This window comes from Beggiatoa leptomitoformis (genome assembly GCF_001305575.3).
In the GTDB taxonomy this organism is placed as follows: Bacteria; Pseudomonadota; Gammaproteobacteria; order Beggiatoales; family Beggiatoaceae; genus Beggiatoa; species Beggiatoa leptomitoformis.
Genome location: NZ_CP012373.2, coordinates 2813892 through 2839373 on the forward strand (window position 1 = coordinate 2813892; position 25482 = coordinate 2839373).

Below are 25482 nucleotides of genomic sequence, written 5' to 3' on the forward strand. Positions count from 1 at the left end.
CGGCGAGTTTCTTTTAAAAAAGACAACAGCTTGTTTGAATCAGAATTTTCAGAATTAACAGGATTTAAAACCCTTAAACCAAGAAACTAATGCAAATCACGCTTTTTAATTCTGCTAATTCTGAAAATTCTGTGAATTCTGATTCAGACAAAAAAAGACCTACTAACGCGAGTACGGCGAGATAACTGGTATAAAACAGAGGATTAATGATAAAAGTTGAATAAAAGCGGAATGGAAGAAATAAAAAGTTGTACCTAAAGGAAAAGAAGGAATAATGGAACATCACCAAACGTCCACCCCCCTTTCCAAAGGTACAACCATGGATATGATAACAATCCTGTTCTGCTCAATCCTAAACTTGATGAGAGCTTTCATTTGTTAAATCCTTCTCAACCTGTTTTTATTTAAGCCCTTTTTCGTCGTACTCGCGTAAATGTAATTTATAAAATGGTTATCATAGAAATAACCAAAGTCATGACAACTTCTGTGGAAATCATGCCCAACACGGTGGCTAATATTTAGCACTACCCTATTTTTAAGCGATGTTATCCGTTTTTAAAAATTATCTGAATCAGGATAATTACTGGAATTTAAAGGCGATATAATCAATTTATTGCAAAAACCATTTTTCTCTTAACCCATTGTTACAAGCAATTCACTCTTCAGTACTTGGGTGATTGTAGTAATACGGGTAAGTAACTTTGTAAGTCTTCAGGGGAGTTGGGTAAACCACCCCGTCCAACTAAGACAAAACTGCTTACTTGGTCATCTGAGCGGGCAGCACAACGTTGTTGAATAAGGTCAACGGCATCTAAAAAAGTAACTGGTAATGTTGTGATAGTGACTGTCGGGATGTCAATTTGTACGCGCCCATTTGTACCCGCTTCTGAGCTGGCTGTAATTTCACTTCCTAATGATTCTAAGGGTAAATCAGTGATAATGAGGATTGATCCTCCATTCCCCGCTTTGGCGTTTGCGATGATTTTACTGTCTGTAAGATAGAATAAATGTGGGTTGCTGATGGCTAAATTTCCGCCATTGCCCGTTCCCCCGCTCACCGTCGCGCTGATTTCGCTGGTATTCATGGTTACTGTTTGACGAACATTAAGAATAATATTGCCACCATTTGCTTGTTCGGCTTTACTGGAAATGGTGCTGTTTTGTAAGCTCAGTTGGTTGGTATTGATGTTTATCGAACCCGCATTGCCTGTGCCACGACTGTCCGCCAAGATGGAAGTATCACTGTCTAATTGCAGTCGGTCTGTGACATTGAGTGTAATATTGCCGCCTTGTCCTGTCCCTAGGGTACTGTTATCAATCCGTGTGTTGCGTCCTGTTAAGGTTAAATTACGGGCGTTGACAATAACCCGTCCTGCATCTCCCGCTAATCCATCGGCTTGTTCCGAGCGTGCTTGAATACTGCTGGTTGGTGAGAGTAATCCCGCTACGCTGGTGAGATTAAAGTTTTTTGCAATGGTTAGGGTAATATCGCCGCCTTGTCCCGCACCATAGGTGGTGGTGCTGATAGTGCTGTTACTCATGTCTAAACAGTCTGCCCATAGGCTGATATTGCCTGCATCGCCTGCTTGTGCATTGGTGCTGCGAGAGGTGGTGAATATATTGCTGTTAGAAAGTGTGGCTTGTTGTTTAACTTGTATGTTGACGTTGCCACCTTGGGCGGTGTCTAAGGTGCGACTGTCTATGTTGGCATTGGTCATGGTTAAGGTATTTGTTTCTATCGAAACGACACCGCCATCTTGTTTAGAGACGTTGGCAATAATATCGCTGTCTGTTAATTCAAATTGTTCACTGCGAATGTAAATACTGCCCCCGCCTTCTGTGCCAACGTCAAGGGTAGAGTTGTTGAGCAAGCGGATAGTGCCTGCGGCGATTAATTCATCGGCGGTGGGAATGAGTTGGTTATTGAATGCAACGGATTGTAATATAAGTGTTCCAGAAGGTGCAGATAGTTGTGTAGCATTGAGGTTAATGGCGTGTGCGGATAGGTAAAGGGTTTTACCATCAGCGGTATCTAATAGGCTATTTTGTAAATCAATCACTGCGGGTTGGCGGGTATTGAGAAAACCAAACGCGCTAGGGTTTGCACTAGAAAGAATGCTGTCATATTGTAGGCTACTATAAAATACGCCATTTTCCCCAAGATATAGTTCACTGGCTGTGCTGATAACGACATCGCCCGTGGTATTTAAAACTGCATTAGGACCAAAGATAAACCCGCTATCGTTGAGGAGAAATAAATTGGCATTGGGGATATTGTTGTAAATTGTGCCGTCAATAGAGGAGCGTTCGCCACCTGTGATGCGGGTAATGACGTTTTCAATAGACGCATTGCCTGTGAAATGTACGCTTTCTTCTTTATTTAAATTAAATGTATCAAAGCTGTGAAAAAGGTTGTGTCCTACTTGTTGCCCCATATCAGCAGAGATTTCTATATTTGTGCCTGTAAGGGTATCGTTACGTCCTAAAGAGCCGTCTAAAATCACTTCAGCATGAACGACCGTTTTTAGTAAAAGGAATAGGCTAAAAGACAGGCCATTGAAAAAATAATGAATTGTCATGAGGCAGGTTATCGTTGATAGGCGTTATTATTTTATGCTTGGCTATTACAGACTACTGCCAGAAAGTTGTGGAGCTTGTAAAGATTCTGTTGGTTAAAAAAGGCTTGTCATGTTAGTGAGTGTTTTAGTCTGTCGTCAAGTGAACGAGATGATTAGGGGGAATCATACGCAAAAATGATTCCATGATTATTGCGGTAAAACCCATCAGGTATTAAAAACCTGATAGGTTTATGAAGGCGAACTAAGCAACTTGGGTTTGGCTTTGGCTTTGTGTTGCGCTCGCATTAAGACCGAAATAAGTGGCTGAAATTTGGTCGTGAACGCCTGCTAAACCAATTTGTAGTTCATCAATAAATTCGTGTAAGCCTGAATGGGCAAGCGTGTAAACATCAGCGGATTGTATTTGACGTTGAATGCGTGCGAGTGTGCGTAAGGGCATGTCATTTTTGGGTAAATTGTTGAGATAGCCTTCTACCATGCGCAAGCAGTAACGCACTGCACGAGGAAATTCTTCATCTTGTAAGAGGAATTTCAACACATCTGAGCCTTTTACACCTAAACGGACATGTTGGCGATACATTTGGTAAGCGGTTAAGGATTTTAACACACTGACCCACTGGATATTTTGAAAAGGGGTTAGGTTGAGATTAGAATCATCGCCTTGTTTAGGCAGTAGATTGGCGGCGCGCACATCTAAAATGCGTGTGGTCATGTCGGCACGTTCTAAATATAAGCCTGTGCGTAAAAAACTGTAGGCTTCGCCACGACTCATCGTCCCTGTGGAAAGTCCTGTTAGCAGTTGACAACCTGTAATTACTTCTTTTAGTACTTCAAAACGATTATTTTTTGTAACCCCTTTTTCTACCCGCATTTTTATAGACAAGTACAGATTATTGAGATGTTCCCATAAGTCGTTTGGTACGACATCGCGGGTTGTACGCATATTTTCACGCGCGGAGTTAAGACTGCTGAGAATGGAGCTAGGGTTATGGGTATCACTGATTAAAAACTTGCTGACATTACGCTCGTTGGCTTCTTTATATTGTTCATAAAACAGGCTTTCACTGCCTGTAATGGTCAATAAAGGATGCCAGCCAGTGGTCATATTTTTAGGTAAATCGAGTAATAAATTACTGGTGACAATGACAAGGCGAGCCGTGTCTTCAACCCGTTCAATATAACGCCCTGACCAATATACGGTATTTGCGACTCTGGATAACATGTTTATTTACCCTCCATATCAACAATCCAAGTATCTTTACTGCCACCCCCTTGGGAGGAGTTGACAACTAGCGAACCTTTACGCAGGGCAACCCGTGTTAATCCGCCCGTTGTGACGTAGGTTGAAGTGCTGGAAAGAATAAAAGGGCGCAAGTCCACATGACGGGGTTCAACTTGGTTATCACCACATAATGTTGGTGTGGTGGATAAACTAAGGGCGGGCTGGGCAATGTAGTTGCGGGGGTCTTTTTTAACGTATTCAGCAAATTGTTTACGTTCTTTGGCGGTAGAATGTGGCCCTACTAACATTCCATAACCACCTGATTCATTTGCAGGTTTGACAACTAGTTTTTCTAAGTTCGCTAGAACATAACTCAGTTGTTTGGTTTCCATACAACGATAAGTTTCTACGTTGGGAATAATGGCCTCTTCATCCAAGTAGTATTTAATAATGTCTGGAACGTAGGAATACACCACTTTATCATCCGCAACCCCTGCACCGGGTGCATTTGCCAGTGCGACATTGCCTTTTTTCCAAGCACGTAACAGTCCTTTTACACCAAGAATAGAGTCAGGGCTAAAGGCTTCTGGGTCTAAAAATAGGTCATCAATCCGACGATAAATGACATCAACACGTTTTAAACCTTCAATGTTGCGCATGTAAACACAGTCATCATCACCGACCACTAAATCCGTACCCTCGACTAATTCAGCCCCCATGTTTTGCGCGAGATAGGCATGTTCAAAGTAGGCGGAGTTATACATACCGGGGGTTAACACGACAACTTGTGGATAATCTAAGGGGCGTGGAGAAATCGATGCAAGCATGTCATAAAGTTTTGACGGGTAGTCATCTACGGGCAGAATTGTTTGATTTTCAAATAACTCTGGCAGGATGCGCTTCATAACAGAGCGATTTTCTAGCATATAAGACACACCAGATGGAACGCGCAAATTGTCTTCTAACACATACATAGTGCCATCTTTATCGCGGACTAAATCGCTCCCACAGATGTGCGCCCACACGTTTAAAGGGGGCGATACACCGACGCATTGTTCCCGAAAATTCTTTGAGTTTTTTAATAATTCGGCAGGAAAACGTTTGTCTTTGATAATTTTTTGTTCATGATATAAATCATCAATAAACATATTTAACGCAGTAACCCGTTGTTTTAAACCTGCTTCTGTTTTATCCCACTCTTGTTTAGGAATAATACGGGGGATTAAATCAAATGGCCATGCACGATCTATTGTCGTGCCTTCAAAATACACCGTAAATGTAATGCCCATCACGACAATTGCCAACTCTGCGGCATTTTTACGTTCCTTAATGTCGTCTTCTGTCAAGCTACTTAAATATTTACATAGCTCTGCTGCTGCAGAACGAGGCACGCCTTGATTGTCAATTAACTCATCATAAAAGTGCTGAGTTTGATAAGTGTCCCAATTAATAGACATTGTATTTATCTCCTGTCATGTTGCGTAGTATTGCCCAACTCAACCATTCCATGTGCTTTAAGCGATTTGTTTAAACACTACGCTTCTATTTTTTCCACATCTACAGCAACCGTTAGCATGTGATCCCCTCCCCCAAAAATAACCCCCTTTAAGGGTGTAACATCACTATAATCACGTCCCCAAGCTGTGGTGATATGTTGATTGATTGGGATTTGATCATTGGTTGGATCAAAATCAATCCAACCTAATTCAGGCACATAAACAGCTAACCACGCATGAGACGCATCACTCCCTTGTAACTTTACTTGTCCGGGGGGAGGAAGGGTTTCTAGGTAGCCACTGACATAACGGGCAGCCAGTCCTAATGAGCGTAAACAACCAATCATCAGATGTGCAAAATCCTGACAAACACCACGTTTATGCTCTAACACCTCTAAAATAGGTGTCACAATGGTTGTAAAATTGGGGTCATATTTGAATTCGGTAAAAACGCGATGCATTAAATCTAAACAGGCTTCTAAAATGGGGCGATTGGGGAAAAAAGACACCTCAGCAAACGCTTTTAACAAGTGGTGTACAGTTACAAAAGGGGAATCTAATAAATACTCACGTGCTTCAATGGTAGCGGCTTGTAATATTTGGCGGTCTTGTAATAAATCACGCACTGTTTCCCATGGTGGCGAGTTGCGTGCGGTTTCAAGTTCAAAAGGCTGTTGATTAATGTCTATTTCACTCACCGCCGTTACAGTTAAGACTTTATGAGGTGATTGAATCGCAAAGTAGCTAACAGAATTTCCAAAGTAATCAACATGCTCATACTGAACAGCAGGCGTTGGTTTTACTGACAGCTTACTTTTAGAGCAGGTTTGATAAAGCGAGCTACGCGGGGCAAGATGGGCTTCGTTGTGGCATAAAGACACAGGCGCGTTGTAACTATAAAGTGTTTTATGCGTGACGCGATACTTCATTGGCGATTCCTTGCAAAACAGCGAAAGCGTGTAGATGAGAGAATATTACCTTAAGCCTTGCTAAGTTTGAATGTACTTTTTTGAATAAAACATTAAAGTAAATAATTTGAATGCTAAGTAACAATATTCTTAAAACATGAAACTTGCTCAGAATCTCTAAGAGGCGACTGGATTTACTCTTAAATTAAATGGGAGATAGTGATAAAACCGTAAGAATAGAAAAGATTCCCCCTATTTAATCATGTTCCTCACAACAAATCTTTACTGTTTACTGGTCTTTTTCGTTTTAATCGTATCAAAAAAATTTAATGCAACGGTTTTTTAAATGGCGTGACGTATAAGCTAGAGAATACCCTGTTATGTATTCTCATACATTCACTTTGAATAAGGAGTTTCCATGAAACGCACCATTTTATCCGCTGTTGCTGTTATGACTGTCTTAACCGCCAATGTCGCTTTTGCAGGTGACCGTCCTGAACGTACCCCCCCTTCTCCTGAAAAAATAAAAGAGATGAAGACGGCTATGTTCAAAAAGATAGACAGCAATAGTGATGGCTCTATTTCTAAAGAGGAATTAGAAGCCGCACCTATACCTAAACATGCAGATGAACAGAAGGTGGAAAAACGCCGCGAAATGGCGTTTGAAAAATTGGATACCAACAGTGACGGTTCCATTTCTTTAGAAGAATTTTTGGCGGCAGAACACCCCAAAAAACCCATGTAAGGAACATTTACCCGTATTATGTCATGGATGACAAACTTGGTGTAAAACGATAGGTGTGGATTTATCCACACCTATTTCTATTGCTTTTTCCTTAACGGCGTAAATGCTAAAAAACAGATTATGAGCAAAAATAACGCAAAGAGACCAAACAGAAAGATAAGCCAAACCCCTTTTTATTAAAAACGAAGAGGGTACTTAACAAAGCTTTATATGCTAATTGGTGCAAATGACTTCGCACCAAAGCACGTTATAACCCGTTTAAATACGGCGCGTCCGCATCTTTTTGAGATAATATTGGTTTGGAAATAGGCCATGTAATCCCAATGTCTGGGTCATCCCAACGTAAGCTAGCTTCATCTTTAGGATGATAGTATTCCGTGCATTTATAATGAAAATCTGCAGTGTCTGACAACACACAAAACCCATGCGCAAAGCCTGCGGGAACATAAAATTGATGGTGATTATCTGCGGTTAAAATTGCCCCAACCCATTTTTTATATGTCGGTGAGTCTTTGCGGATATCAACGGCTACATCAAACACAATACCTTTTGTAACATAAACTAATTTTCCTTGTGGATGTTCACGTTGAAAATGTAGCCCACGTAAAACGTTTTTTGCAGAATGCGAGTGATTATCTTGCACAAAACGTTCTGTTACGCCTGCGTCTATGTAACGTTGTTGATTGTAGCTTTCTAAAAAAAAGCCCCGTTCATCGCCAAATACGCGCGGTTCTATTAATAACACTTCAGGAATAGCGGTTTTTATCACTTTCATAATTAAGCAATTTCATGTTGAAGAATAAAGTTTAAATATTGTCCGTAACTGCTTTTGCTCAGTGGTTTTGCCAATTCCGCCAATTGTTCTGCGGTAATGTATCCTTTACGCCACGCAATTTCTTCAGGACAAGCGATTTTTAACCCTTGACGTTTTTCTAAGGTTTGTACAAACGTTGCTGCTTCTAATAAAGATTCATGTGTTCCCGTGTCCAGCCAAGCCATACCACGTCCAAATCGTTCTACTTTTAGCGTATTACGTTGTAAATAGATATTGTTGACATCGGTAATTTCTAACTCACCACGTGGCGAAGGTTTTAATGTGGCAGCAATATCGACAACTTGGTTGTCATAAAAATATAAACCTGTGACAGCGTAGCGGGATTTAGGCTGTTTGGGTTTTTCTTCCAAGCTAATGGCGTTGCCATGTTTGTCAAATTCAACCACACCATAACGTTCAGGGTCATGTACGGGATAAGCAAATACGGTTGCGCCCTGTGTTTGTTGGGCTGCGTTGGTGATTTGTTTTTGAAAATCGTGTCCGTAAAAAATATTATCGCCTAATACTAATGCGCAATTATCTTGTCCAATAAAAGATTTACCAATGATAAAAGCTTGGGCGAGTCCGTCAGGCGAAGGTTGCACTGCATAGTTGATATGTATGCCCCATTGTGAGCCGTCACCTAACAGTTGTTCAAAACGGGGTGTGTCTTGCGGGGTAGAAATTAATAATATGTCGCGAACGCCCGCTAACATCAAGGTTGTTAGTGGGTAATAAACCATTGGTTTATCATAAATTGGTAACAATTGTTTTGAAACAGCTTGGGTAATGGGATGTAAGCGTGTGCCAGACCCACCCGCGAGAATGATACCTTTCATCATGGTTATTTATATCTTTTATTGAAGGATAGAATTGCCTCTATTTTAGCAGATTTAGCCAAGTCCTAGACGTTCTCCGCGATAGCTACCATCGCGCACCCGTTGCCACCAGTCTGGATTGTCTAAATACCATTGAACGGTTTTGCGTAGCCCTGTTGCGAAGGTTTCTGCTGGTATCCAGCCCAGTGTCTCTTTAATTTTATTGGCATCAATGGCGTAACGTAAATCATGACCCGGGCGGTCAGTAACGTATTTAATCAGTTGTTTGTGGGGTTTATGAGGGGAGTTAGGGCATAATTCGTCGAGTAAGGCACAAATGAGGAGAACAACATCGATATTTTTTTGCTCATTATGCCCCCCAATATTATAGGTTTCACCAATTTTGCCATCGGTTAGAACCAAGCAGAGCGCGCGAGCGTGGTCATCAACATAAAGCCAATCGCGAATATTCTCGCCCTTACCATAAACGGGTAGGGGTTTACCTTCCAATCCATTGAGTATCATTAACGGGATAAGTTTTTCAGGGAATTGATAACCCCCGTAGTTGTTTGAACAATTCGTGGTCACAACAGGTAAGCCAAAAGTATGATGCCATGCACGCACCAAATGGTCGGAAGAGGCTTTACTGGCAGAGTAGGGGGAATTAGGCTGGTAGGCAGTGGTTTCAGTAAATAATCCCGCTTCTCCTAAGCTACCATAGACTTCATCGGTGGATACATGATGGAAGCGAAAACGCGCTTTTTTATCACTTTCTAAACTGTTCCAATATTGTCGTGTCGCTTCTAATAAAGTGTAAGTGCCAACAATATTTGTTTGAATAAAATCAGCAGGACCATCAATAGAGCGGTCAACATGCGATTCTGCCGCTAAGTGCATGATGGCATCAGGTTGATATTGTGCTAAGAGGGTTTGCAGACCTGCATGGTCACAAATATCCAGTTGCACAAATTGATAACGTGGATTGTCAGCAATGCTCACGAGGGAGTCTAAATTGCCTGCATAAGTCAGTTTATCTAAGTTTAAAACATGGTGTTGGGTGTTATGAATAAGGTGGCGGATAACCGCAGAGCCGATAAAGCCCGCACCGCCAGTGATGATGAGTTTCATGCGCCTGCCTCACTGATTTCGGTTAGAAAAATTACGCCCACTAAAAACGAAAAATGCGATGTTTCCCAAAGGAAACACCGCATATAACCAGTTAGTTACTGGTAAACCATCATCAAACTAACTTAGTTTGTTGAGTGTGTGGTTCTAATTTCGATTTCCACACGACGGTTCTTCGCACGACCTTCTGCTGTCTTATTGTCAGCAATTGGCTTGAGCTCGCCTTCACCCTTCATCTTCACTTTAGCAGCAGGTACGCCTTTGCTCACTAAGTAGTCTGCCGCAGACTTGGCACGACGTTCAGATAAGGTTTGGTTGTACTTGTCAGAACCAACGCTGTCAGTATGACCTGTGACACCGATATCATAGACATAAGTAATGTCTTTGACGATATTGGCAGCAATCTTGTCTAAGGTTGCTTTACCTTGAGGGGTTAAGTCGGCTTTATTGAACGCGAAGGTAACATCACCACCTAAGATTTCAACCGTTCTGCCAGAAACAGCGGGACATCCGTCTGCGTCAACAGAAGTACCGCGTGGAGTACCGGGACATTTGTCACGATAATCTGGCACGCCGTCATGGTCGGAATCAATCGGACACCCGATTCTATCCCCTTGTTCTTGAGGAGGATTCTTCGCATCACCCCAGACACCTTCGGCAATTTCTGCTGAGGTGTTAGTGGGGCATAAGTCCATAAAGTCAGGCACAGTGTCGCGGTCTGTATCTAAAGGACATCCTTTTGCATCCACACCCTTAGCTTTTTGCTCAGGGGTCAGGCTTTCAACCACTAATGTCACATTACCTGGATAAATATAAAGGTGAGGACATTGTGTAGATTGCAGTTTGTCACCGCATTCTTTGGCGTTGAGGTTAGGCACATTGGGTGAATTGGGTGTAATCACACAATCCCCTGTCCCTGACATAACGGGTGTACCTTGACCACTCATCAAACGATAAGTTCTTTCATCTTCAGCGGCTTGAGTGGAAAATGCGGAGGACAACAACGCCCCTGCCACCATTCCGACTAAGACTTTACGAGCAGAGATATCTACCATGGATAATTTCCCTTACTGTTACGAGATAACAAAAAATATAAAAAAACGTTGAGCAACCAAACACCACCAGACTATTTCATTTAATCAGCCAGTATTTCTCACTGTCATGCGAAGTAAGCCTACTAAAGATAGCAACTTTACACTACAGTTTGTTGTAGCAATTAAACAACACAACAAGACGGCGCGCCCGTGATTTTGTGTGTAATGCTTTCTACAGTTAATTTAGCCTTTGCTAAAAACAACTGTTTAGGCAGAGAGTTGTTGTAATTTTGCGCACTTTAGTATGACTTTTCGCTACACTAGCAGTAGATATTACAACATGTGGAATTCTAACAACAAGCCAGTATAGAGTCTAGCATTAACAAAAGCTATTATTCTCACCACGAGAATAGACAAGGTGAGTAATAGGTACATTATTTTGCGTGAAAAATTTGGTAACGGTAGGTATATAATAAAGTTTTAATCTGCTTTTAATAATTCGTCTAGTTTACCAGCAACTTCTAATGCGACGAGGTCATCGTAGCCACCCACATGATATTCACCAATAAAAATTTGTGGCACAGTACGCCGTTGCGTGAGTTCTATCATTTTTTGCATTTGCTCGCGATCATGATCAATCAGGATTTTTTCTACTTGCACCCCTTTTTGATTTAATAAACGCTCTGCCATCATGCAATAAGGACAAATACGGGTACTATACATACGAACCGCGGGCATTTTATAACTCCAAACCTATTAAACAACGATAAATAATGACAATATTTTTCTGCAAAAACAATAAAAGCGCGTGTTCTAAAGTGCTTTTGCGTTCAAGGTTAGACAGGTATTCATCAGATTGCAAGCGTTTTTATGGGAGTCTAACGTGTAAGAAACATTTGTTACATAAATAGCTTTTTATAATTCTTAATCCTTACATTGCAATGCAATATTTTTTGAACCTCTTACAAAAAGACGATAAAACGGCTTACCAAGATTATCAAGAACAATGTTATCCATTAAATTTATTCATGACTAACTGCTATAAGTATTTACACTTATAAATGTTGCGCTGCAACAAAAATACGCTATACTATTTTCTAATAGAGAGTTAGTCAAGAATTAATCAAGCTATTATGGAGGCTTGTTATGATACAAACAAAACGCAACAAACCCCTGTTAAGTTTATCGGAATTGGCACAAAGAGCAGGTAAGCCGCATATCACAATGCGCGCTGTTTTAAAAGTTGAAGGCTTTTTGCACAGTTGTCGAGATGAATCAGGAAAACCACGGGAAATCGTCACCGATAAGGGACGACAATTTGGAATGCTGGTGAATGGTGAAGTTTTTTGGACACCACAAGTGATAGAACGCTTGCACTAACACATTCTTGTTGAATATCTTTTAAAGAGATTGTCAGTTTTTGAAATTGACCTCCTCAGATAAATTAAAGATATTTCAATTTATTCCCTTCACAAGCGCGTAGGTGTGAATGTGTTCACACCTACGCTACTTTACACACAGTCTTTGCAAGCTTTATAGACTAGTGTTTTACAACCAATGGACCTAAAAACCGTGCATCTTCTGTTACAGTCCAATCTGCATGGTCTTGAGTTGTCATAGTAAACTCTATTGTATTACTTTGTAAGGGAATATTTTCTCGAGCGACATTCACCCGTACAGGTAAATCTAAAACCGAACCACTTTCTACTTCAATCACTTTCTTGTCGGTCTCAAATTGCGCACCTTCTAACCCACTGACAGTAATTGTATAAATATGCGGATGTACATCTTTATTGATGAGTTTCAGCATATAAACGTTTTGTATGAGCCCTTCATTATTTTCTCGATACAGAACATTACGGTCACGCAACACATCTAATTGTAAGGGTTGACGGATAGAAATCGAGTAAATCAATAACCCAAATAAAATCATTAACAGCGTGCCATATACAAAGATACGTGGTCTGAGAATACGCGAAGGTTTTCCGTTAATTGCGTTGTCGGTCGTGTAACGGATTAACCCTTTGGGATAATCCATTTTTTCCATTACATCATCACAAACGTCTATACAGGCCGAACAGCCAATACATTGATATTGCAACCCATCCCGAATATCTATTCCTGTCGGACAGACCTGCACGCACATAGTGCAATTAATACATTCACCTAAATTCTTTGTTTGATAATCCTCACCTTTTCTCCGCGCGCCACGTGGTTCGCCGCGTTGGTTATCATAAGCAATAATCAATGTATCTTTGTCAAACATAGCACTTTGAAACCGTGCATAGGGACACATGTAAATACAGACCTGCTCACGCATAAACCCTGCATTACCATAAGTTGCAAAGCTATAAAAGAAAAACCAAAATGTTTCCCATCCTGATAAGTTAAATGGAATCATATTGTTGGTAAGTTCTCGAATAGGGGTAAAATAACCAACAAAGGTGAAACCCGTTATTAAAGAAAAGACTATCCATAATCCGTGTTTGCTCGCTTTTACCCGTAATTTATGCAGAGAAAAAGGCTCTTTATCCAACTTCATTTGTTTTGCACGGTCGCCTTCAACGAGATGTTCTATCCACAAAAAAGTTTCTGTCCAAACCGTTTGCGGACAAGCATATCCACACCAAAGCCGTCCTGCTAATGTGGTAAAGAAAAATAAACTAAAGCCAGCAATAATAAGAAGAAAGGCAAGATAAATAAAATCTTGTGGCCAAAAAACCCAACCAAAAATATAAAATTGACGTGCGGGTAAGTCAAAAAGAACTGCTTGCCGTCCATCCCACTGTAGCCAAGGAAATATGTAATAAATTCCTAATAATGCTAAAACACTGGTGATGCGAAGACTCGCAAATAAGCCATGCACTTGACGAGGATAAATCTTCTGCCGTTTGGCATATAAGCCTTGCTGTACTTCATCAAGGGGGATAGCTTGGGTGTTTTTAATCTTGTTTTCTGCATTCATGGTTATTCCTGCTTATTGCCAAAAGTCGTAACAATACCAGTCAAGCAAATACAATACCAATCAATTTTATAAAAAATAAACAATAGGTTAGGCATTAAAAATGCGTTATTTACTTTTTCAAGTCACGAAATATCGTGATAGTTATGATATTTCGTGAGTAGTTTAGCCCACTTCGACAATAACGTGACTTAACATACCAAGCAGACAAAGGAGGAAGGCAAAACTGAGATAATCAGGCGCGCGAAATAAGCGTAATTTGGCCAATAACGTTTCAGAAATAGCGAGTACTGCACCTAATGTGGCAAGTTTTAAGGTGATGGTTAATCCACTCCACAAAAATGCCTGCAAACTAAATTCACGTGCAATTCCCCAAGGGAAAAACAGGTTAGCAATTAATACCATATAAATCATTAGTTTTGTTTGATGCGCCCATTCAATCAAGGCTAAATGTCGACCACTGTATTCTAAAATCATGGCTTCATGCACCATTGTTAATTCCAAGTGTGTTGCAGGATTATCAATTGGAATTCTCCCCGTTTCTGCAATGGCGACCATCATCAAACCCAATAATACAAAAAAGAAAGATGGACGCAACACTAACCCATCGGACAGAATAAAATCTATGGTTGTAGAAATATTTGTTGTAGAAGCTGTCATTGCTAAGGTAAAGACAGCCATCAGCATTGCAGGTTCTGTGAGTGAAGATAATGTCATTTCCCGTGACGCGCCCATGCCGCCAAAAGCGGTGCCAATATCCATCGCGGCCAATGCCATAAAAAAACGGGCCAGCGCAAAAAAACCAACTAGAACAATAACATCAGCCAGTGCTGCTGTAGGTAAATCCGTTGCCAACAAGGGAACAACGCCTGCGGCTAAAACCGTCGTTCCAAACACAATATAAGGTGCGGCACGAAATATCCATGAGGCTTGTTCAGCAACAATCGATTCTTTGCGAAACAATTTATATAAATCACGATAAGGTTGCCATAAAACAGGTGGTTTACGGTTTTGTAACAAACACTTATTTGCCTTAATCCAGCCTAATAATAAAGGAGCAAACGCAATAAACAAAAGGGTTTGTAAACCTGCAATAAACCAAGTGAGGACATCAAACATATATTTCCTGTAATGGTTAAATAGACAAGCGAGTAGCACGCTACCAACAAAAATGATGATTCGTATTTAAAAAAGGAGGAACTTCAACTGGAAACGGCAGGCACAAGTTGCCCCTCTAAATTAGGCATTAAGCGTTGTAAGTTATTAAATAACATTTCATGCCACGTCACATCCTCATAACCTAACATACATAAGCGCGGGGTTTTTTTATCACGGGTTTCTATGATGAAACGGGTTAACGTATTAATACCAGAGCTATTTAGCATTTTCAGCTCGCGTAAATCTAACGTCAACTGTTCTGTATTATCCGCAACTGCCCTTAATAGATGCAAAACGCCTTCATATTCTTTTGAGCCACCCAGCATCAAAATACCTTGAAATACAATGGTCGCGCTATCTACCTCGTAGCGAATGCAATAGTCTTTTGCTTTAATTTCCATGTTATATCAGTATCATTGTAGGTAAAGACGGGTTAATAATACTGCAAATTCAGCAATAACAGCAGGTCTCTTAGCAGAAAGAATGTTACTTTAATGTGGTTTTTCTATTTTAGAAAAAAATATTGACAGAGTTAATTTGTGTTCTACAGAACAGCGAGAGTGGATAAATCATTTTCTATAACAACAACCTGCTAGGTTTTGAAAACTTAGCAGTTTGTTGTTTTAACGTGCGTCGTACACGTCAAAGATTAAAGAATTTGAACGTTGGGTGAAGTCAACGTTGTAAGTGGTTGTTCCGACTTTGGTACACGGGACATTTAATATGCCAGTGTAAGTTGCTAAACAACTGTCTTTGAAATTATGCGGTTTCAAGGTTAACGGATTGAGTTCAAAACCTAATTGTAAGGGGTTTAATTGTGTCAATTCTACCGCGTAAATTTGAGAACCTAAGGGGGTTGGAACGCTCACGCAGGGAACGCATAATTGACCTGTTTCAAGTGAGAAACTGGCTTGGCAATTTGTGATGGTTGAATTAGTACAACTTGCTAGCGCGTTATTTCCTTGAATATAAATGTTTTTTACGGATTGAGAAGTTGCACCTTTGTCGTCGGTGACGGTTAAGGTAATCGCATAATCGCCCGCTTTTTCAAAGGTAAAAGTCGCGGTTTTTCCACTCTTCATTTGTCCATCTGAACTTAGCCATTCATAACGTTGGATTGTTCCATCTGGATCATTAGAAGAACTCGCATCAACATTCACCGTTGATGGGTTTGAATTTGAACTGCTAAAGATTGCAACGGGCGGTTGGTTTATTTTAGTTTCTGTGGTTTCGTAAAGTTGCTTTATTTCTGCATCGGTTAATGCTCGATTGTAAATGCGAATGTCATCTATTGAACCGTTAAAAAATCTCCATAAATTACCTTGTTTATTATCTGCACCAATAATTAGTGGATTAGTAGATTGTACAATACTCCCTCCCCTAGAATCATAACTAACTAATTTTCCATTAATATATAATTTTCCTCCTCCATTTGAGGAATGACTAAATATTGTATTAACCCACTTATTTGTTGTTAATACTGTTGGTGTATTTGGAACGTCGGTATTACAATATCGATTCGTTGCTCCAGCAATGGTATTATTACTACCTAAAGCAAGTGCATAAGTGTCTTGATTTATTGGATTAGTGCTATTTGGACAATTAAAAAACCATTTTGTTACAATACTTTCTATATTTTCTAAATTTGAAGAAATGGGTTTAAGACTATCTTTATATATCCAAACAGATATACTCATATCGTTAAATCCACTCAACTCAGGTTTGCTATTTACTCGAATATAACTTGTAGAACCATCAAATGAAAATGCAGAATTTTTATTATTAAATCTATCTTCAATTGGTGTTACCCCATACATTACTCCATCATTCCCTTTTCCACTTTCATCTAACGCATTTGCATTAAATGGATAATACGCGACTAACCCATCGGCGGGATTAGGTAACAAAACGTTTTTATCGTAAGCCTGTAAATTAAGGAGTGCTTGATGAGCTTTTTGAGAACAATTGCTCAAATCATTCCAACACAATTCACCGATTTGACGAATACTTTCAGCCTCCATTTCTAATGCCACAGACAAATCTTTTATTTGCTGTTGTCGAGCCGTTGATAACGATAAATTCAACAAATTTAAGGCGTTTTGCCTATCAGCTAATAATTCTTTGTATGTGTTAGATAATTTCACACGCAAGGCTTCTATTTCAGGCGTGACTTCATTTGGCAAACTCGGTACATCAGGAATGTATTCATACGGACAATTTTTATAATCAGTAACGGTGGGGTTTTCCCTAACGCCTGTAATGAAATCATCACTCGCCACATAATTCGCCACACCATCTAACGCCGCTGTGCACGCCGCTAAATTATCTAAAGAACAACTAAAGACCGTTCCGCCTAAAATTCGACCCAGTTGCTCGACATTTCCTCCCTTTTGAATGGCTTCAATGCGTAATGTTCCATTCTTACGGGTTGTTTCAGAGAGTTTGCTCACTTCCGCACTAAAACCACCCGAGAACGGTTTGCAACAAATCTTCAAATTGGCAATCCCCAACGATGCACCCGCTTTGAACTCGTTCTTATGGTATTCAGAAGTAAAGTCAAAATCCATTTTAACTGAGATATTTGCTCCTTTAGTTGTTTGGCAAACATACTGGTTTCCACAATAACGTTTGAAACCACAAGCATCATTACGGTATCTTAACCCTGTTGCATTCAAAGGATTCACTGAATCTAAAGTCGCATCGGCTGTACCAAAAGAAACGTCGTATTCTAAAACAAACGATTGTGAAAATTGGGTTTCTCTAAACACCTTTTCATACGACGCATTGGCTTTTGCGGTGAAGACAAAATAAGAAGCATTTGCTTCTCCTTTCACGACAAATTGCTCAAAAATATCATTAAAGCTAGAAATCACCCGACTATTAATAGTTGCTGTGCTTGTTCCAATAAAATTCTCGGTTGTGTTCAAACACGCAACTTGTTTTAATGTATTACGATCCACATCCGAACCCCACGCCAATTTTGGCACTAAGTTGTTATCAGGACGTGGCAAATTATCTAATTCTGGACAAATTGCTTGCACCATATTTGAAAGCATCAAGAAACTTAATACTGCTGCTTTGTAAAACATAGCAACCTCCTAACTCAAAAGAAAATAAAAAACTTACTAACTTAATGTTATATCAGTATCATTGTAGGTAAAGACGGGTTAATAATACTGCAAATTCAGCAATAACAGCAGGTCTCTTAGCAGAAAGAATGTTACTTTAATGTGGTTTTTCTATTTTAGAAAAAAATATTGACAGGGTTAATTTGTGTCTATAGAATAGCGTGCTTTATAGCAGTTGATTAATGTCGATTTAGTTCACAGTTTAAAAAATTCCCCGGTAGCTCAGCGGCAGAGCAAGTGGCTGTTAACCACTGGGTCGGCGGTTCGAACCCGTCCCGGGGAGCCAATTCTCCTTAAGTACCTCAGATAGACTACAAAACAATTTGTAATCGCTTGTATTAAAAAGCGGTTTTAGTTTGAAGCCTGTAGTTATTTTCAATTTCAATTCCTGTCAGAAACATCAATAAAACTGTATTTGCTCAAGTAAGGTTTTCGTCCTTTATTCCTTAATTTTTAGGATGAATCGCTGATGACTTTGTCATGTCTGACGTTTCCACCTGTTGCAATAAACGTTTAACGTAAATTTCTAATATACCGCAACTCTGGGCTGTCTTTCACAAATTGGGTGATTGTATTTAATATACTGTTTTTCGCCCATGCTAATTCTTTGCAATAGCTCTTACTCTTTGTTCTGCATATATATCCCCATATTTTGATAGACGCGTTAATTTTATCTAAGCATTGATAAATTACTGTCCGTGAAAAGACGAGATGTTCATTTAAGCTCGCAGTAGATATGCGTTTTTGCGGGTAACGGTCTTTGTAGTGATGCTTCTGATTCAGACAGTTGCGCATTATCTTATTTCTAAGCTCGTCATGGCTGAAACGATGTTAATAAAAAAATGGCGAATTGTATCGCCATGTTATTACCGATTATTTCCCTGCATCTAAGCATAAGGTTAGCGCGTTTTCCCAATCGGGTAAGCGAATGCCAAACGTTTGTGCAAGTTTGGAATTACATAAGGTTGAGTAGGTAGGACGTTTGGCGGGCGTAGGGTAGGCACTGGTCGGTATGGGTTCTAGCGTGGGTTGTTTTTCTGCATGGGCTAAAATGGCTTGGGCGAAGCGGTACCATGTTGTATTTCCACCACATGTCATGTGATAAATACCCGCTAATTCGGTTAAATCTAGTTGTAAGCGAGGGGATAGGCTTTGGGCTAATATTTGGGTGCTTGCTTCGGCAATAGAACGGCTCCATGTTGGCGCGCCACGTTGGTCATCAACAACACGCAGTAAATCTCTTTCACCAGCAAGGCGTTGCATGGTTAATAAAAAATTTTTGCCCCGCATTCCATAAACCCATGCTGTCCGAAAAATAAAATAGTGTCCGCCTATGGCTTGAATGGCTTGTTCACCTTTTAGTTTGGTTGCACCGTAAACACTGACGGGATTGGTGGTATCTGTTTCTTTATAAGGATATTTATTTGTACCATCAAAAACGTAGTCTGTAGAGTAATGTACAAATAGGGCATTTAAACGTTTGGCCGTTTCTGCTAATACTGCGGGGGCCGTGCTGTTGATTTGTTCGGCGAGTTCTGGTTCTGATTCCGCTTTATCAACAGCCGTGTAGGCGGCAGCATTAAGAATGATGTGGGGTTTAACCGTTTCTACAACACGACGAATTGAATCCGTATTGGCTAAGTCTATGCACAATTGGGGATTTTCGTGTACACGTTTTGCTGTTGTGACTTTGCCCAGTGATTGGGCGCAACGTAATAATTCCCAACCGACTTGTCCTTCTGGTGCAATGAGTAAAATCCGACGAGTGTCTGACATGAAACCATCCTTTATAGTAAGTAATACGGTAGTGTTTCATTGTAAAACTTATTTATAGCTTGGAACATTCAGACAGCGAATTTTCTAGGATGCATTTTTACAGGCAGTAAAATCGTGTAGGTGAACAGGTACTCGTTTCGCACCCCATTTACCCATTTTGTCTGTGAATACACCCGCACAGCGTGTTCCGCAAGTCGCACAGTGTCCATCTGCAGTCAGTCCCCATGCAGTCAGGACAAACCAATCGCGTCCAATTAATTCTTGTCCGCAATGATGACAGTAAGTACTCCCGCCTGTGTGGTCATGCACGTTACCTGTGTAAACGTGGCGAATACCCGCTTCTTTTGCAATTTGTCTAGCAGTGGTTAGGGTGCTACTGGGTGTATAGGGTTTATCTAACATTTTCCAGCTAGGATGAAATGCAGTGAAATGTAAGGGAACATCCACCCCTAAATTATCCACAATCCAATGGCACATTGCGGCAATTTCGGCAGGTGAATCATTTTCTTCAGGAATGAGTAAATTGGTTATTTCAAACCATACTTGGGTTTCGTGTTTGAGATAGCACAAGGTATCAAGTACTGGTTGTAAATGTCCGCCTACAATTTTGTGGTAAAAATCTTCACTAAAGGCTTTTAAGTCTATATTGGCCGCGTCAATGTAACGGTAAAATTCGCGACGAGGTTCATCATTCATATAACCCGCAGTAACAGCAACCGTTTTTAAACCCTCTGCATGACACGCTTGTGCCACGTCTATGGCATATTCCATAAAAATCACGGGGTCATTATACGTAAACGCAACACTACTACAGCCCAGTTGTTTGGCAACTTGGGCAATCGTGGTTGGAGAGGCATAATCTGCAAGGGTGTCAACTTCTCTGGATTTGGTAATATCCCAGTTTTGGCAAAATTTGCAGGCAAGATTACAACCTGCTGTCCCAAAAGATAAAATTGGCGTACCGGGTAAAAAGTGATTTAGCGGTTTTTTTTCTATGGGGTCTATGCAATAACCGCTAGAGCGTCCATAGGTTGTCAGGACAATTTGATGGTCTTTATTTGCTCTGACAAAACATAATCCTTGTTGTCCCGCTTTTAGTTTACAGGCGCGTGGACACACATCACATTGTACGCGCCCATCTTCTAGCGTATGCCAGTATCTTGTAGGAACGATGCTTGGAATATTCATCGTATTCATTATAGGGACTCCTCACAGTCTTCCTCATTTAGGGACAACATTTAGCTTTTGTTTATCATCATAGTTAGCTTTTTATGTTGTGATAACACAGATTTAATACTTTCCTAAAAAATACTTAATGTATGATTAAAACTGTTGAATAACGTCGCGTAGTCGTTGACATATTTCATCAATATGCGATTTTTCCGCAATTAAAGCAGGGGCGATAATACCCGCATCACCTGTAGTTTTGAGGTGCATACCTGCCCAAAATAGGCGTTTTTGTAATTCTGCTCCACGCAGACCCACACTTTCCGCAGGTGCAAGGTCAAAACTCGCCATCATGCCATACCCGCGAATATCCGTAATAATGGGTAAGTCTCGCAAACTATTAAAGACAGTTGTTAAAAAATAGGCTGATAGATTGCCCGCCCGTTCAAATAAATTTTCTTGTTGATAAATATCTAGGGCTGCATGAGCAGCAGCACAGGCTAAGGGATGTCCTGAATAGGTGTAGCCATGAAAAAACTCCATTGCCCCTGCAGGCGCATGATTAATAATCGTGTCGTGAATCTCTCGCTTCACCGCAACCGCCCCCATTGGCACTGCGCCATTTGTCAGGGCTTTAGCTAAGGTCATCATATCGGGTTTTACCCCAAAGCTATCCGTGCCAAAAGCGTTGCCTGTGCGTCCAAATCCTGTAATCACTTCATCAAAAATTAATAAAATGCTGTGTTGGTCGCAAATTTCGCGCAACCGTTCCAAATATCCTTTGGGTGGCACTAATGTGCCTGTAGAACCTGCAATCGGTTCAACCACGCAAGCGGCAATATTTTCTGCACCGTATAACGTTACAAAGCGTTGCAAGTCTTCAGCCAGTTCTTTGCCCTGTTCGGGTTGTCCTAGCGTAAATTTATTGTCGGCTAACCAAGTATGTCGTAAGTGGGCAACTTGTGCTAAACCAACCCCGCCATAAATTCGCCGATTGTTTGTCATTCCACCTAATGCGGTTCCCCCAATATTCACGCCATGATAAGCCCGTTCCCGACTAATAAACCGTTGACGTGTGCCTTGTCCTTTAGCCTGAAAATAGGCGATGGCTATTTTAATCGCGGTATCTATAGATTCTGACCCCGAATTAGTAAAAAAAATTCTATCCAATCCACTGGGTAAAATCGTGGCTAACTTTTCCGCTAGCGTAAACGATGTGGGGTGTGCTGACTGAAAATGTGGCACATAATCTAGGGTTTGCGCCTGTTGGCTAATTGCCGCAGCAATCTCTGGACGACAATGCCCCGCAGCACAACAAAACAAGCCCGCAGAAGCATCTAAAATCGGTTGTCCTGCTTGACTCCAATAATACATTCCCGAGGCTTTAACCATTAAACGCGGGTTCGCTTTAAAATCCCGATTAGGCGTAAAGGGCATCCAATGATTATCAAGGGTGATAGGTTTATTTGTGGGTGGTATCTCTTGTTTCATTCAGTTATTCCTGTTGTGAATAGTAAACGTCAACCATAACTATAAGGCTTGTTTACAGTGTAGCTGGTGTTTGGGATAACACCGTACTTGCCTGTATTTACCCACGGTTGACGATGGATAGAATTCAAATCAATACATTAACAATAGCATAGCTTAACTAGCTGAAAAATTTAATGAAAAACCAGTTAATCGTTTACACAACAAAAGGAAAACAAACCATGTCCGCATTCAATCTTGGCATTGTGATGGACCCGATTGCCAGTATTAAAACGTATAAAGACAGTAGTTTTGCCATGTTACTCGCTGCCCAACAACGGGGTTGGACACTTTGGTACATGGAAATGCAGGATTTATGGTTACGTGATGGTATTGCTTACGCAACCATGCGTCGTGTGCAAGTCCGCGACAATAAAACCGATTGGTTCAGCTTAGAAACGGCTGAAACCCGCCCGTTGCACAGCTTATCTGCAATCTTAATGCGAAAAGACCCGCCATTTGATTTGGAATATATCGTTGCAACGTACATTTTAGAACAAGCAGAACAACGTGGTACGCTAATTGTCAATCGTCCACAAGGGCTGCGCGATGCGAATGAGAAGGCTTATACCGCATGGTTTCCACACTGTTGTCCACCCACTTTAATGACACGCAGTGCAGCGAAAATTCGCGAGTTTTTGCAAGAACATGGCGAAATTATTTTAAAACCGTTAGATGGTATGGGGGGAATGTCTATTTTTCGGGTTGCACAAGGTGATATGAATTTATCGGTCATTATTGAGACATTAACCGCGCGTGAAAGCCGTTATTGCATGGTGCAACGATTTATCCCTGAGATTACACAAGGAGATAAACGCATTTTATTAATTAATGGTGAACCCGTGCCGTATGCCCTAGCACGCATTCCTGCACAAGGGGAAAGCCGTGGTAATTTAGCCGCAGGCGCAACAGGGGTTGCACAACCGCTAACCGCACGCGACCGTTGGATTTGTCAGCAAGTAGGTTCAACACTACGAGAAAAAGGGTTTTTATTTGTGGGGTTAGATGTTATTGGCGATTATTTAACCGAGATTAATGTGACAAGTCCGACAGGGATACGTGAATTAAATAATGCCTATGGATTAGATATAGCAGGGCAGCTAATGGACGCAATAATGACACAGCTTGGATAGTATTATTACAAATATATAGCGGATACAACCCTGTGAATCGGTGGTATCCGTAAAAAACTTTTGTTCGTTTCAATATTATTTGAATCATGATAGTCACTATTAGTAATTTAAATTGGTAATTTTTTTTAAAACGCATAAACTAGAGTGAACGCTCACTCTGTTTTACAAGGAATCACATGGATGATAAACGCTGTTTAATTTTAGATGCTACCCGTCAATTGATTGTTAATCATGGGTTACATGGGACTAGCATGAATATGATAGTAAAAGCCTCTGGTGTACCCATGGGAACAATTTATCGTTACTTTAAAGATAAAGAGACGTTAATTAATGAATTGCACCGAGAATTAATTGGTCATATCGCTAAAGTGATTTGTAAAGGGCTAAATGAGACGGAATCGCTCCGTCAACAATTAGAGCAGTTAATTAATAACATTATTGATTGTAATGAAGTTTATCCCGACCGTTTTTTGACTAAAGCCATCTTAGACATGGTGCCTAGACCTGAAGATGAGGAAAAAGCCCTACTTGAGAAAATTTTTCAGCCCGTTTTGAGCTTTGCATTACGCGGTATCGAACAAGGTGTATTTAAGCCTTTGCCTGTAGATGTGTTATTGAGTTTAGGATTAGGTCCTGTTGAGTGGCATTTTCATGTACATAAACGTAATTTGCACGGATTAACCCCAAAACAACGCGCCCTGTTTATTCAAGCCTGTTGGGACGCAATGACTTTAGAAGATAAACGTTAAAACTAAGGATTATTAATATGATACGTTGGTTTTTTGCGGTAATTATTTTATCAATTTTACTATTTGGTTCAATTTTTGGTTTCAATACGTTTAAGAATCAAAAAATTGCCGAATTTATGGCGAACATGCCCGAACCCGAATTGCCCGTTGAAGTGTTAGAAGTGAGTTCTCAAACATGGCAACCTGCTATTCAATCCATTGGTTATATAGAACCTTATGAAGGGGTTAATGTTACCACCTCAGTCGCAGGAATGGTTAAAGAAATCCATTTTGAATCAGGGGATAAGGTAAAAAAAGGTCAATTACTGGTTTCACTGGATTCTAGCGTTGAACGGGCAAATTTAAACGCGGCAGAAGCACGCTTGTCCGCTGCTAAAAATACATGGTCACGAAATCAGAAAGTTTATGAACGCAAATTGATTTCCTCTGAAGCGGTGGAAGAAGTTGAATCTGCTTATAAAGTTGCCGTGGCTGAGGTTGCCAGTTTACAAGCGACCATTGAACGCTTAGAAGTTAAAGCACCCTTTTCAGGACAAATGGGCATTCGCCAAGTGCAATTAGGGCAATATTTACAACCGGGAAATGTTATCGCCAATTTAGAAAGCAATGATGAAATGCGGGTGCGGTTTATTATTCCACAAAAATATCTACCAGAAATCCGCCTTAATATGCTGATTGAATTACGCACCGATGTTTATCCAGAACAAGCTTTTAGTGGCACATTAAACGCCATTGAACCCTCTGTAGATAAAGAAAGCGGCATCATTCAATTACAAGCTAAACTCCCCAATCCTGAGCAAAAATTACGCAGTGGGATGTATGCCACCATTACCATTTGGCAAACAACACAAGCGAATAGCATCGTTGTCCCCCAGCAAGCAATTAATTTTACCTTATATGGCGAAATGGTCTATGTGGTGACTAAAAAACAAGAAGCGGACAATAAAACCGTTTTACGTGTTAATCAGAAAGAGGTGACTGTCGGAGAACGGCGCGGTGACGATGCCGTGATTTTAACAGGGTTACAAACGGGGGATTTACTCGTTACCTCTGGACAAGTGCGTTTGGATAATGGCGCAAAGGTTAAAATCGTAACCAATGATTTTGTTAAAAAAAATCAGCCTATTCCTGTTGAGTGAGT

21 protein-coding genes and 1 tRNA gene are annotated in these 25482 nt (G+C 40.5%); 6 read left to right on the plus strand and 16 right to left on the minus strand.

Going from position 1 to position 25482, the window contains the following annotated elements; translation table 11 throughout:
• Window positions 1-662: 662 nt before the first annotated feature.
• The 4 genes from AL038_RS11835 to AL038_RS11850 form a co-directional block, all read right to left on the minus strand.
• Window positions 663-2579 carry a two-partner secretion domain-containing protein gene (locus tag AL038_RS11835; protein ID WP_062153074.1) on the minus strand — a complete coding sequence of 639 codons (1917 nt, stop codon included), beginning with the start codon at window positions 2577-2579 and terminating at the stop codon, window positions 663-665.
• Between the two features lie 241 nt (window positions 2580-2820).
• Window positions 2821-3801, minus strand: a complete 981-nt coding sequence (locus tag AL038_RS11840) for an alpha-E domain-containing protein (RefSeq protein WP_062153076.1) — start codon at window positions 3799-3801, stop codon at window positions 2821-2823.
• 2 nt (window positions 3802-3803) lie between these two features.
• Complete coding sequence (locus AL038_RS11845; protein WP_062153078.1) at window positions 3804-5258, minus strand: circularly permuted type 2 ATP-grasp protein; 1455 nt, start codon at window positions 5256-5258, stop codon at window positions 3804-3806.
• A 77-nt stretch (window positions 5259-5335) separates the two neighbouring features.
• Window positions 5336-6226 (minus strand): transglutaminase family protein, encoded by an 891-nt coding sequence (locus AL038_RS11850; protein ID WP_062153081.1) that lies wholly within the window; start codon window positions 6224-6226, stop codon window positions 5336-5338.
• A 397-nt stretch (window positions 6227-6623) separates the two neighbouring features.
• Between AL038_RS11850 and AL038_RS11855 the strand changes: the two genes are divergently transcribed.
• Window positions 6624-6950 carry an EF-hand domain-containing protein gene (locus AL038_RS11855; protein WP_062153083.1) on the plus strand — a complete coding sequence of 109 codons (327 nt, stop codon included), beginning with the start codon at window positions 6624-6626 and terminating at the stop codon, window positions 6948-6950.
• Window positions 6951-7197: 247 nt separating this feature from the next.
• Here the strand turns inward: AL038_RS11855 and rfbC are convergent, their stop codons facing one another.
• The 5 genes from rfbC to grxC form a co-directional block, all read right to left on the minus strand.
• The gene (gene rfbC, locus AL038_RS11860) at window positions 7198-7725 is read right to left on the minus strand and encodes a dTDP-4-dehydrorhamnose 3,5-epimerase (RefSeq protein WP_062153084.1); all 528 of its coding nucleotides are present in this window, start codon (window positions 7723-7725) and stop codon (window positions 7198-7200) included.
• Between the two features lie 2 nt (window positions 7726-7727).
• The gene (rfbA, locus tag AL038_RS11865) at window positions 7728-8603 is read right to left on the minus strand and encodes a glucose-1-phosphate thymidylyltransferase RfbA (protein WP_062155494.1); all 876 of its coding nucleotides are present in this window, start codon (window positions 8601-8603) and stop codon (window positions 7728-7730) included.
• A gap of 54 nt (window positions 8604-8657) precedes the next feature.
• Window positions 8658-9710 (minus strand): dTDP-glucose 4,6-dehydratase, encoded by a 1053-nt coding sequence (gene rfbB, locus AL038_RS11870; protein WP_062153086.1) that lies wholly within the window; start codon window positions 9708-9710, stop codon window positions 8658-8660.
• Between the two features lie 122 nt (window positions 9711-9832).
• Window positions 9833-10762 (minus strand): OmpA family protein, encoded by a 930-nt coding sequence (locus AL038_RS11875; RefSeq protein ID WP_062153088.1) that lies wholly within the window; start codon window positions 10760-10762, stop codon window positions 9833-9835.
• Window positions 10763-11221: 459 nt separating this feature from the next.
• Window positions 11222-11479: a glutaredoxin 3 gene (gene grxC, locus AL038_RS11880; RefSeq protein ID WP_062153090.1), complete on the minus strand. Its 258-nt coding sequence runs from the start codon at window positions 11477-11479 to the stop codon at window positions 11222-11224.
• A gap of 408 nt (window positions 11480-11887) precedes the next feature.
• Here grxC and AL038_RS11885 point away from each other — a divergent pair, with 408 nt between their 5' ends.
• Window positions 11888-12121, plus strand: a complete 234-nt coding sequence (locus tag AL038_RS11885) for a hypothetical protein (RefSeq protein ID WP_062153092.1) — start codon at window positions 11888-11890, stop codon at window positions 12119-12121.
• 160 nt (window positions 12122-12281) lie between these two features.
• Here the strand turns inward: AL038_RS11885 and ccoG are convergent, their stop codons facing one another.
• The 4 genes from ccoG to AL038_RS11905 all read right to left on the minus strand — a co-directional run bounded on the left by ccoG (window position 12282) and on the right by AL038_RS11905 (window position 17950).
• Entirely contained in the window at window positions 12282-13706 is a 1425-nt protein-coding gene (gene ccoG / locus AL038_RS11890) for a cytochrome c oxidase accessory protein CcoG (RefSeq protein ID WP_062153094.1), read from the minus strand.
• 162 nt (window positions 13707-13868) lie between these two features.
• Window positions 13869-14822 (minus strand): respiratory chain complex I subunit 1 family protein, encoded by a 954-nt coding sequence (locus AL038_RS11895; RefSeq protein ID WP_062153096.1) that lies wholly within the window; start codon window positions 14820-14822, stop codon window positions 13869-13871.
• A gap of 83 nt (window positions 14823-14905) precedes the next feature.
• The gene (locus tag AL038_RS11900) at window positions 14906-15262 is read right to left on the minus strand and encodes a slr1659 superfamily regulator (protein ID WP_062153098.1); all 357 of its coding nucleotides are present in this window, start codon (window positions 15260-15262) and stop codon (window positions 14906-14908) included.
• 222 nt (window positions 15263-15484) lie between these two features.
• The gene (locus AL038_RS11905) at window positions 15485-17950 is read right to left on the minus strand and encodes a LamG-like jellyroll fold domain-containing protein (protein ID WP_062153103.1); all 2466 of its coding nucleotides are present in this window, start codon (window positions 17948-17950) and stop codon (window positions 15485-15487) included.
• Between the two features lie 250 nt (window positions 17951-18200).
• On the opposite strand from AL038_RS11905, the gene AL038_RS11910 reads away from it, so the two are divergent.
• A tRNA-Asn gene (locus AL038_RS11910) sits at window positions 18201-18275 on the plus strand.
• Between the two features lie 587 nt (window positions 18276-18862).
• Here AL038_RS11910 and rfbD read toward each other — a convergent pair.
• The 3 genes from rfbD to aptA form a co-directional block, all read right to left on the minus strand.
• Complete coding sequence (rfbD, locus tag AL038_RS11915; protein WP_062153105.1) at window positions 18863-19765, minus strand: dTDP-4-dehydrorhamnose reductase; 903 nt, start codon at window positions 19763-19765, stop codon at window positions 18863-18865.
• Window positions 19766-19849: 84 nt separating this feature from the next.
• Window positions 19850-20962, minus strand: a complete 1113-nt coding sequence (gene amrS, locus AL038_RS11920; RefSeq protein WP_062153107.1) for an AmmeMemoRadiSam system radical SAM enzyme — start codon at window positions 20960-20962, stop codon at window positions 19850-19852.
• A 126-nt stretch (window positions 20963-21088) separates the two neighbouring features.
• The gene (gene aptA, locus AL038_RS11925; RefSeq protein ID WP_062153109.1) at window positions 21089-22423 is read right to left on the minus strand and encodes an omega-aminotransferase AptA; all 1335 of its coding nucleotides are present in this window, start codon (window positions 22421-22423) and stop codon (window positions 21089-21091) included.
• Between the two features lie 218 nt (window positions 22424-22641).
• Between aptA and gshB the strand changes: the two genes are divergently transcribed.
• The 3 genes from gshB to AL038_RS11940 all read left to right on the plus strand — a co-directional run bounded on the left by gshB (window position 22642) and on the right by AL038_RS11940 (window position 25480).
• On the plus strand, window positions 22642-23592 hold the full coding sequence (gene gshB / locus AL038_RS11930) for a glutathione synthase (protein WP_062155496.1): 951 nt from the start codon (window positions 22642-22644) through the stop codon (window positions 23590-23592).
• Window positions 23593-23768: 176 nt separating this feature from the next.
• Window positions 23769-24341 (plus strand): TetR/AcrR family transcriptional regulator, encoded by a 573-nt coding sequence (locus AL038_RS11935; protein WP_062153111.1) that lies wholly within the window; start codon window positions 23769-23771, stop codon window positions 24339-24341.
• A 17-nt stretch (window positions 24342-24358) separates the two neighbouring features.
• Window positions 24359-25480: an efflux RND transporter periplasmic adaptor subunit gene (locus tag AL038_RS11940; RefSeq protein ID WP_062153113.1), complete on the plus strand. Its 1122-nt coding sequence runs from the start codon at window positions 24359-24361 to the stop codon at window positions 25478-25480.
• Window positions 25481-25482: the final 2 nt, after the last annotated feature.

Bases quoted from the DNA above. Each gene is read 5' to 3' on its own strand.
- AL038_RS11855 (WP_062153083.1), top strand. From the start codon at position 6,624: ATGAAACGCACCATTTTATCCGCTGTTGCTGTTATGACTGTCTTAACC.
- amrS (WP_062153107.1), bottom strand. From the start codon at position 20,962: ATGAATACGATGAATATTCCAAGCATCGTTCCTACAAGATACTGGCAT.
- rfbB (WP_062153086.1), bottom strand. From the start codon at position 9,710: ATGAAACTCATCATCACTGGCGGTGCGGGCTTTATCGGCTCTGCGGTT.
- AL038_RS11900 (WP_062153098.1), bottom strand. From the start codon at position 15,262: ATGGAAATTAAAGCAAAAGACTATTGCATTCGCTACGAGGTAGATAGC.
- AL038_RS11935 (WP_062153111.1), top strand. From the start codon at position 23,769: ATGGATGATAAACGCTGTTTAATTTTAGATGCTACCCGTCAATTGATT.
- AL038_RS11850 (WP_062153081.1), bottom strand. From the start codon at position 6,226: ATGAAGTATCGCGTCACGCATAAAACACTTTATAGTTACAACGCGCCT.
- AL038_RS11845 (WP_062153078.1), bottom strand. From the start codon at position 5,258: ATGTCTATTAATTGGGACACTTATCAAACTCAGCACTTTTATGATGAG.
- gshB (WP_062155496.1), top strand. From the start codon at position 22,642: ATGTCCGCATTCAATCTTGGCATTGTGATGGACCCGATTGCCAGTATT.
- rfbC (WP_062153084.1), bottom strand. From the start codon at position 7,725: ATGAAAGTGATAAAAACCGCTATTCCTGAAGTGTTATTAATAGAACCG.
- rfbD (WP_062153105.1), bottom strand. From the start codon at position 19,765: ATGTCAGACACTCGTCGGATTTTACTCATTGCACCAGAAGGACAAGTC.
- rfbA (WP_062155494.1), bottom strand. From the start codon at position 8,603: ATGAAAGGTATCATTCTCGCGGGTGGGTCTGGCACACGCTTACATCCC.
- AL038_RS11905 (WP_062153103.1), bottom strand. From the start codon at position 17,950: ATGTTTTACAAAGCAGCAGTATTAAGTTTCTTGATGCTTTCAAATATG.
- grxC (WP_062153090.1), bottom strand. From the start codon at position 11,479: ATGCCCGCGGTTCGTATGTATAGTACCCGTATTTGTCCTTATTGCATG.
- ccoG (WP_062153094.1), bottom strand. From the start codon at position 13,706: ATGAATGCAGAAAACAAGATTAAAAACACCCAAGCTATCCCCCTTGAT.
- AL038_RS11885 (WP_062153092.1), top strand. From the start codon at position 11,888: ATGATACAAACAAAACGCAACAAACCCCTGTTAAGTTTATCGGAATTG.
- AL038_RS11840 (WP_062153076.1), bottom strand. From the start codon at position 3,801: ATGTTATCCAGAGTCGCAAATACCGTATATTGGTCAGGGCGTTATATT.
- AL038_RS11940 (WP_062153113.1), top strand. From the start codon at position 24,359: ATGATACGTTGGTTTTTTGCGGTAATTATTTTATCAATTTTACTATTT.
- AL038_RS11875 (WP_062153088.1), bottom strand. From the start codon at position 10,762: ATGGTAGATATCTCTGCTCGTAAAGTCTTAGTCGGAATGGTGGCAGGG.
- AL038_RS11835 (WP_062153074.1), bottom strand. From the start codon at position 2,579: ATGACAATTCATTATTTTTTCAATGGCCTGTCTTTTAGCCTATTCCTT.
- aptA (WP_062153109.1), bottom strand. From the start codon at position 22,423: ATGAAACAAGAGATACCACCCACAAATAAACCTATCACCCTTGATAAT.
- AL038_RS11895 (WP_062153096.1), bottom strand. From the start codon at position 14,822: ATGTTTGATGTCCTCACTTGGTTTATTGCAGGTTTACAAACCCTTTTG.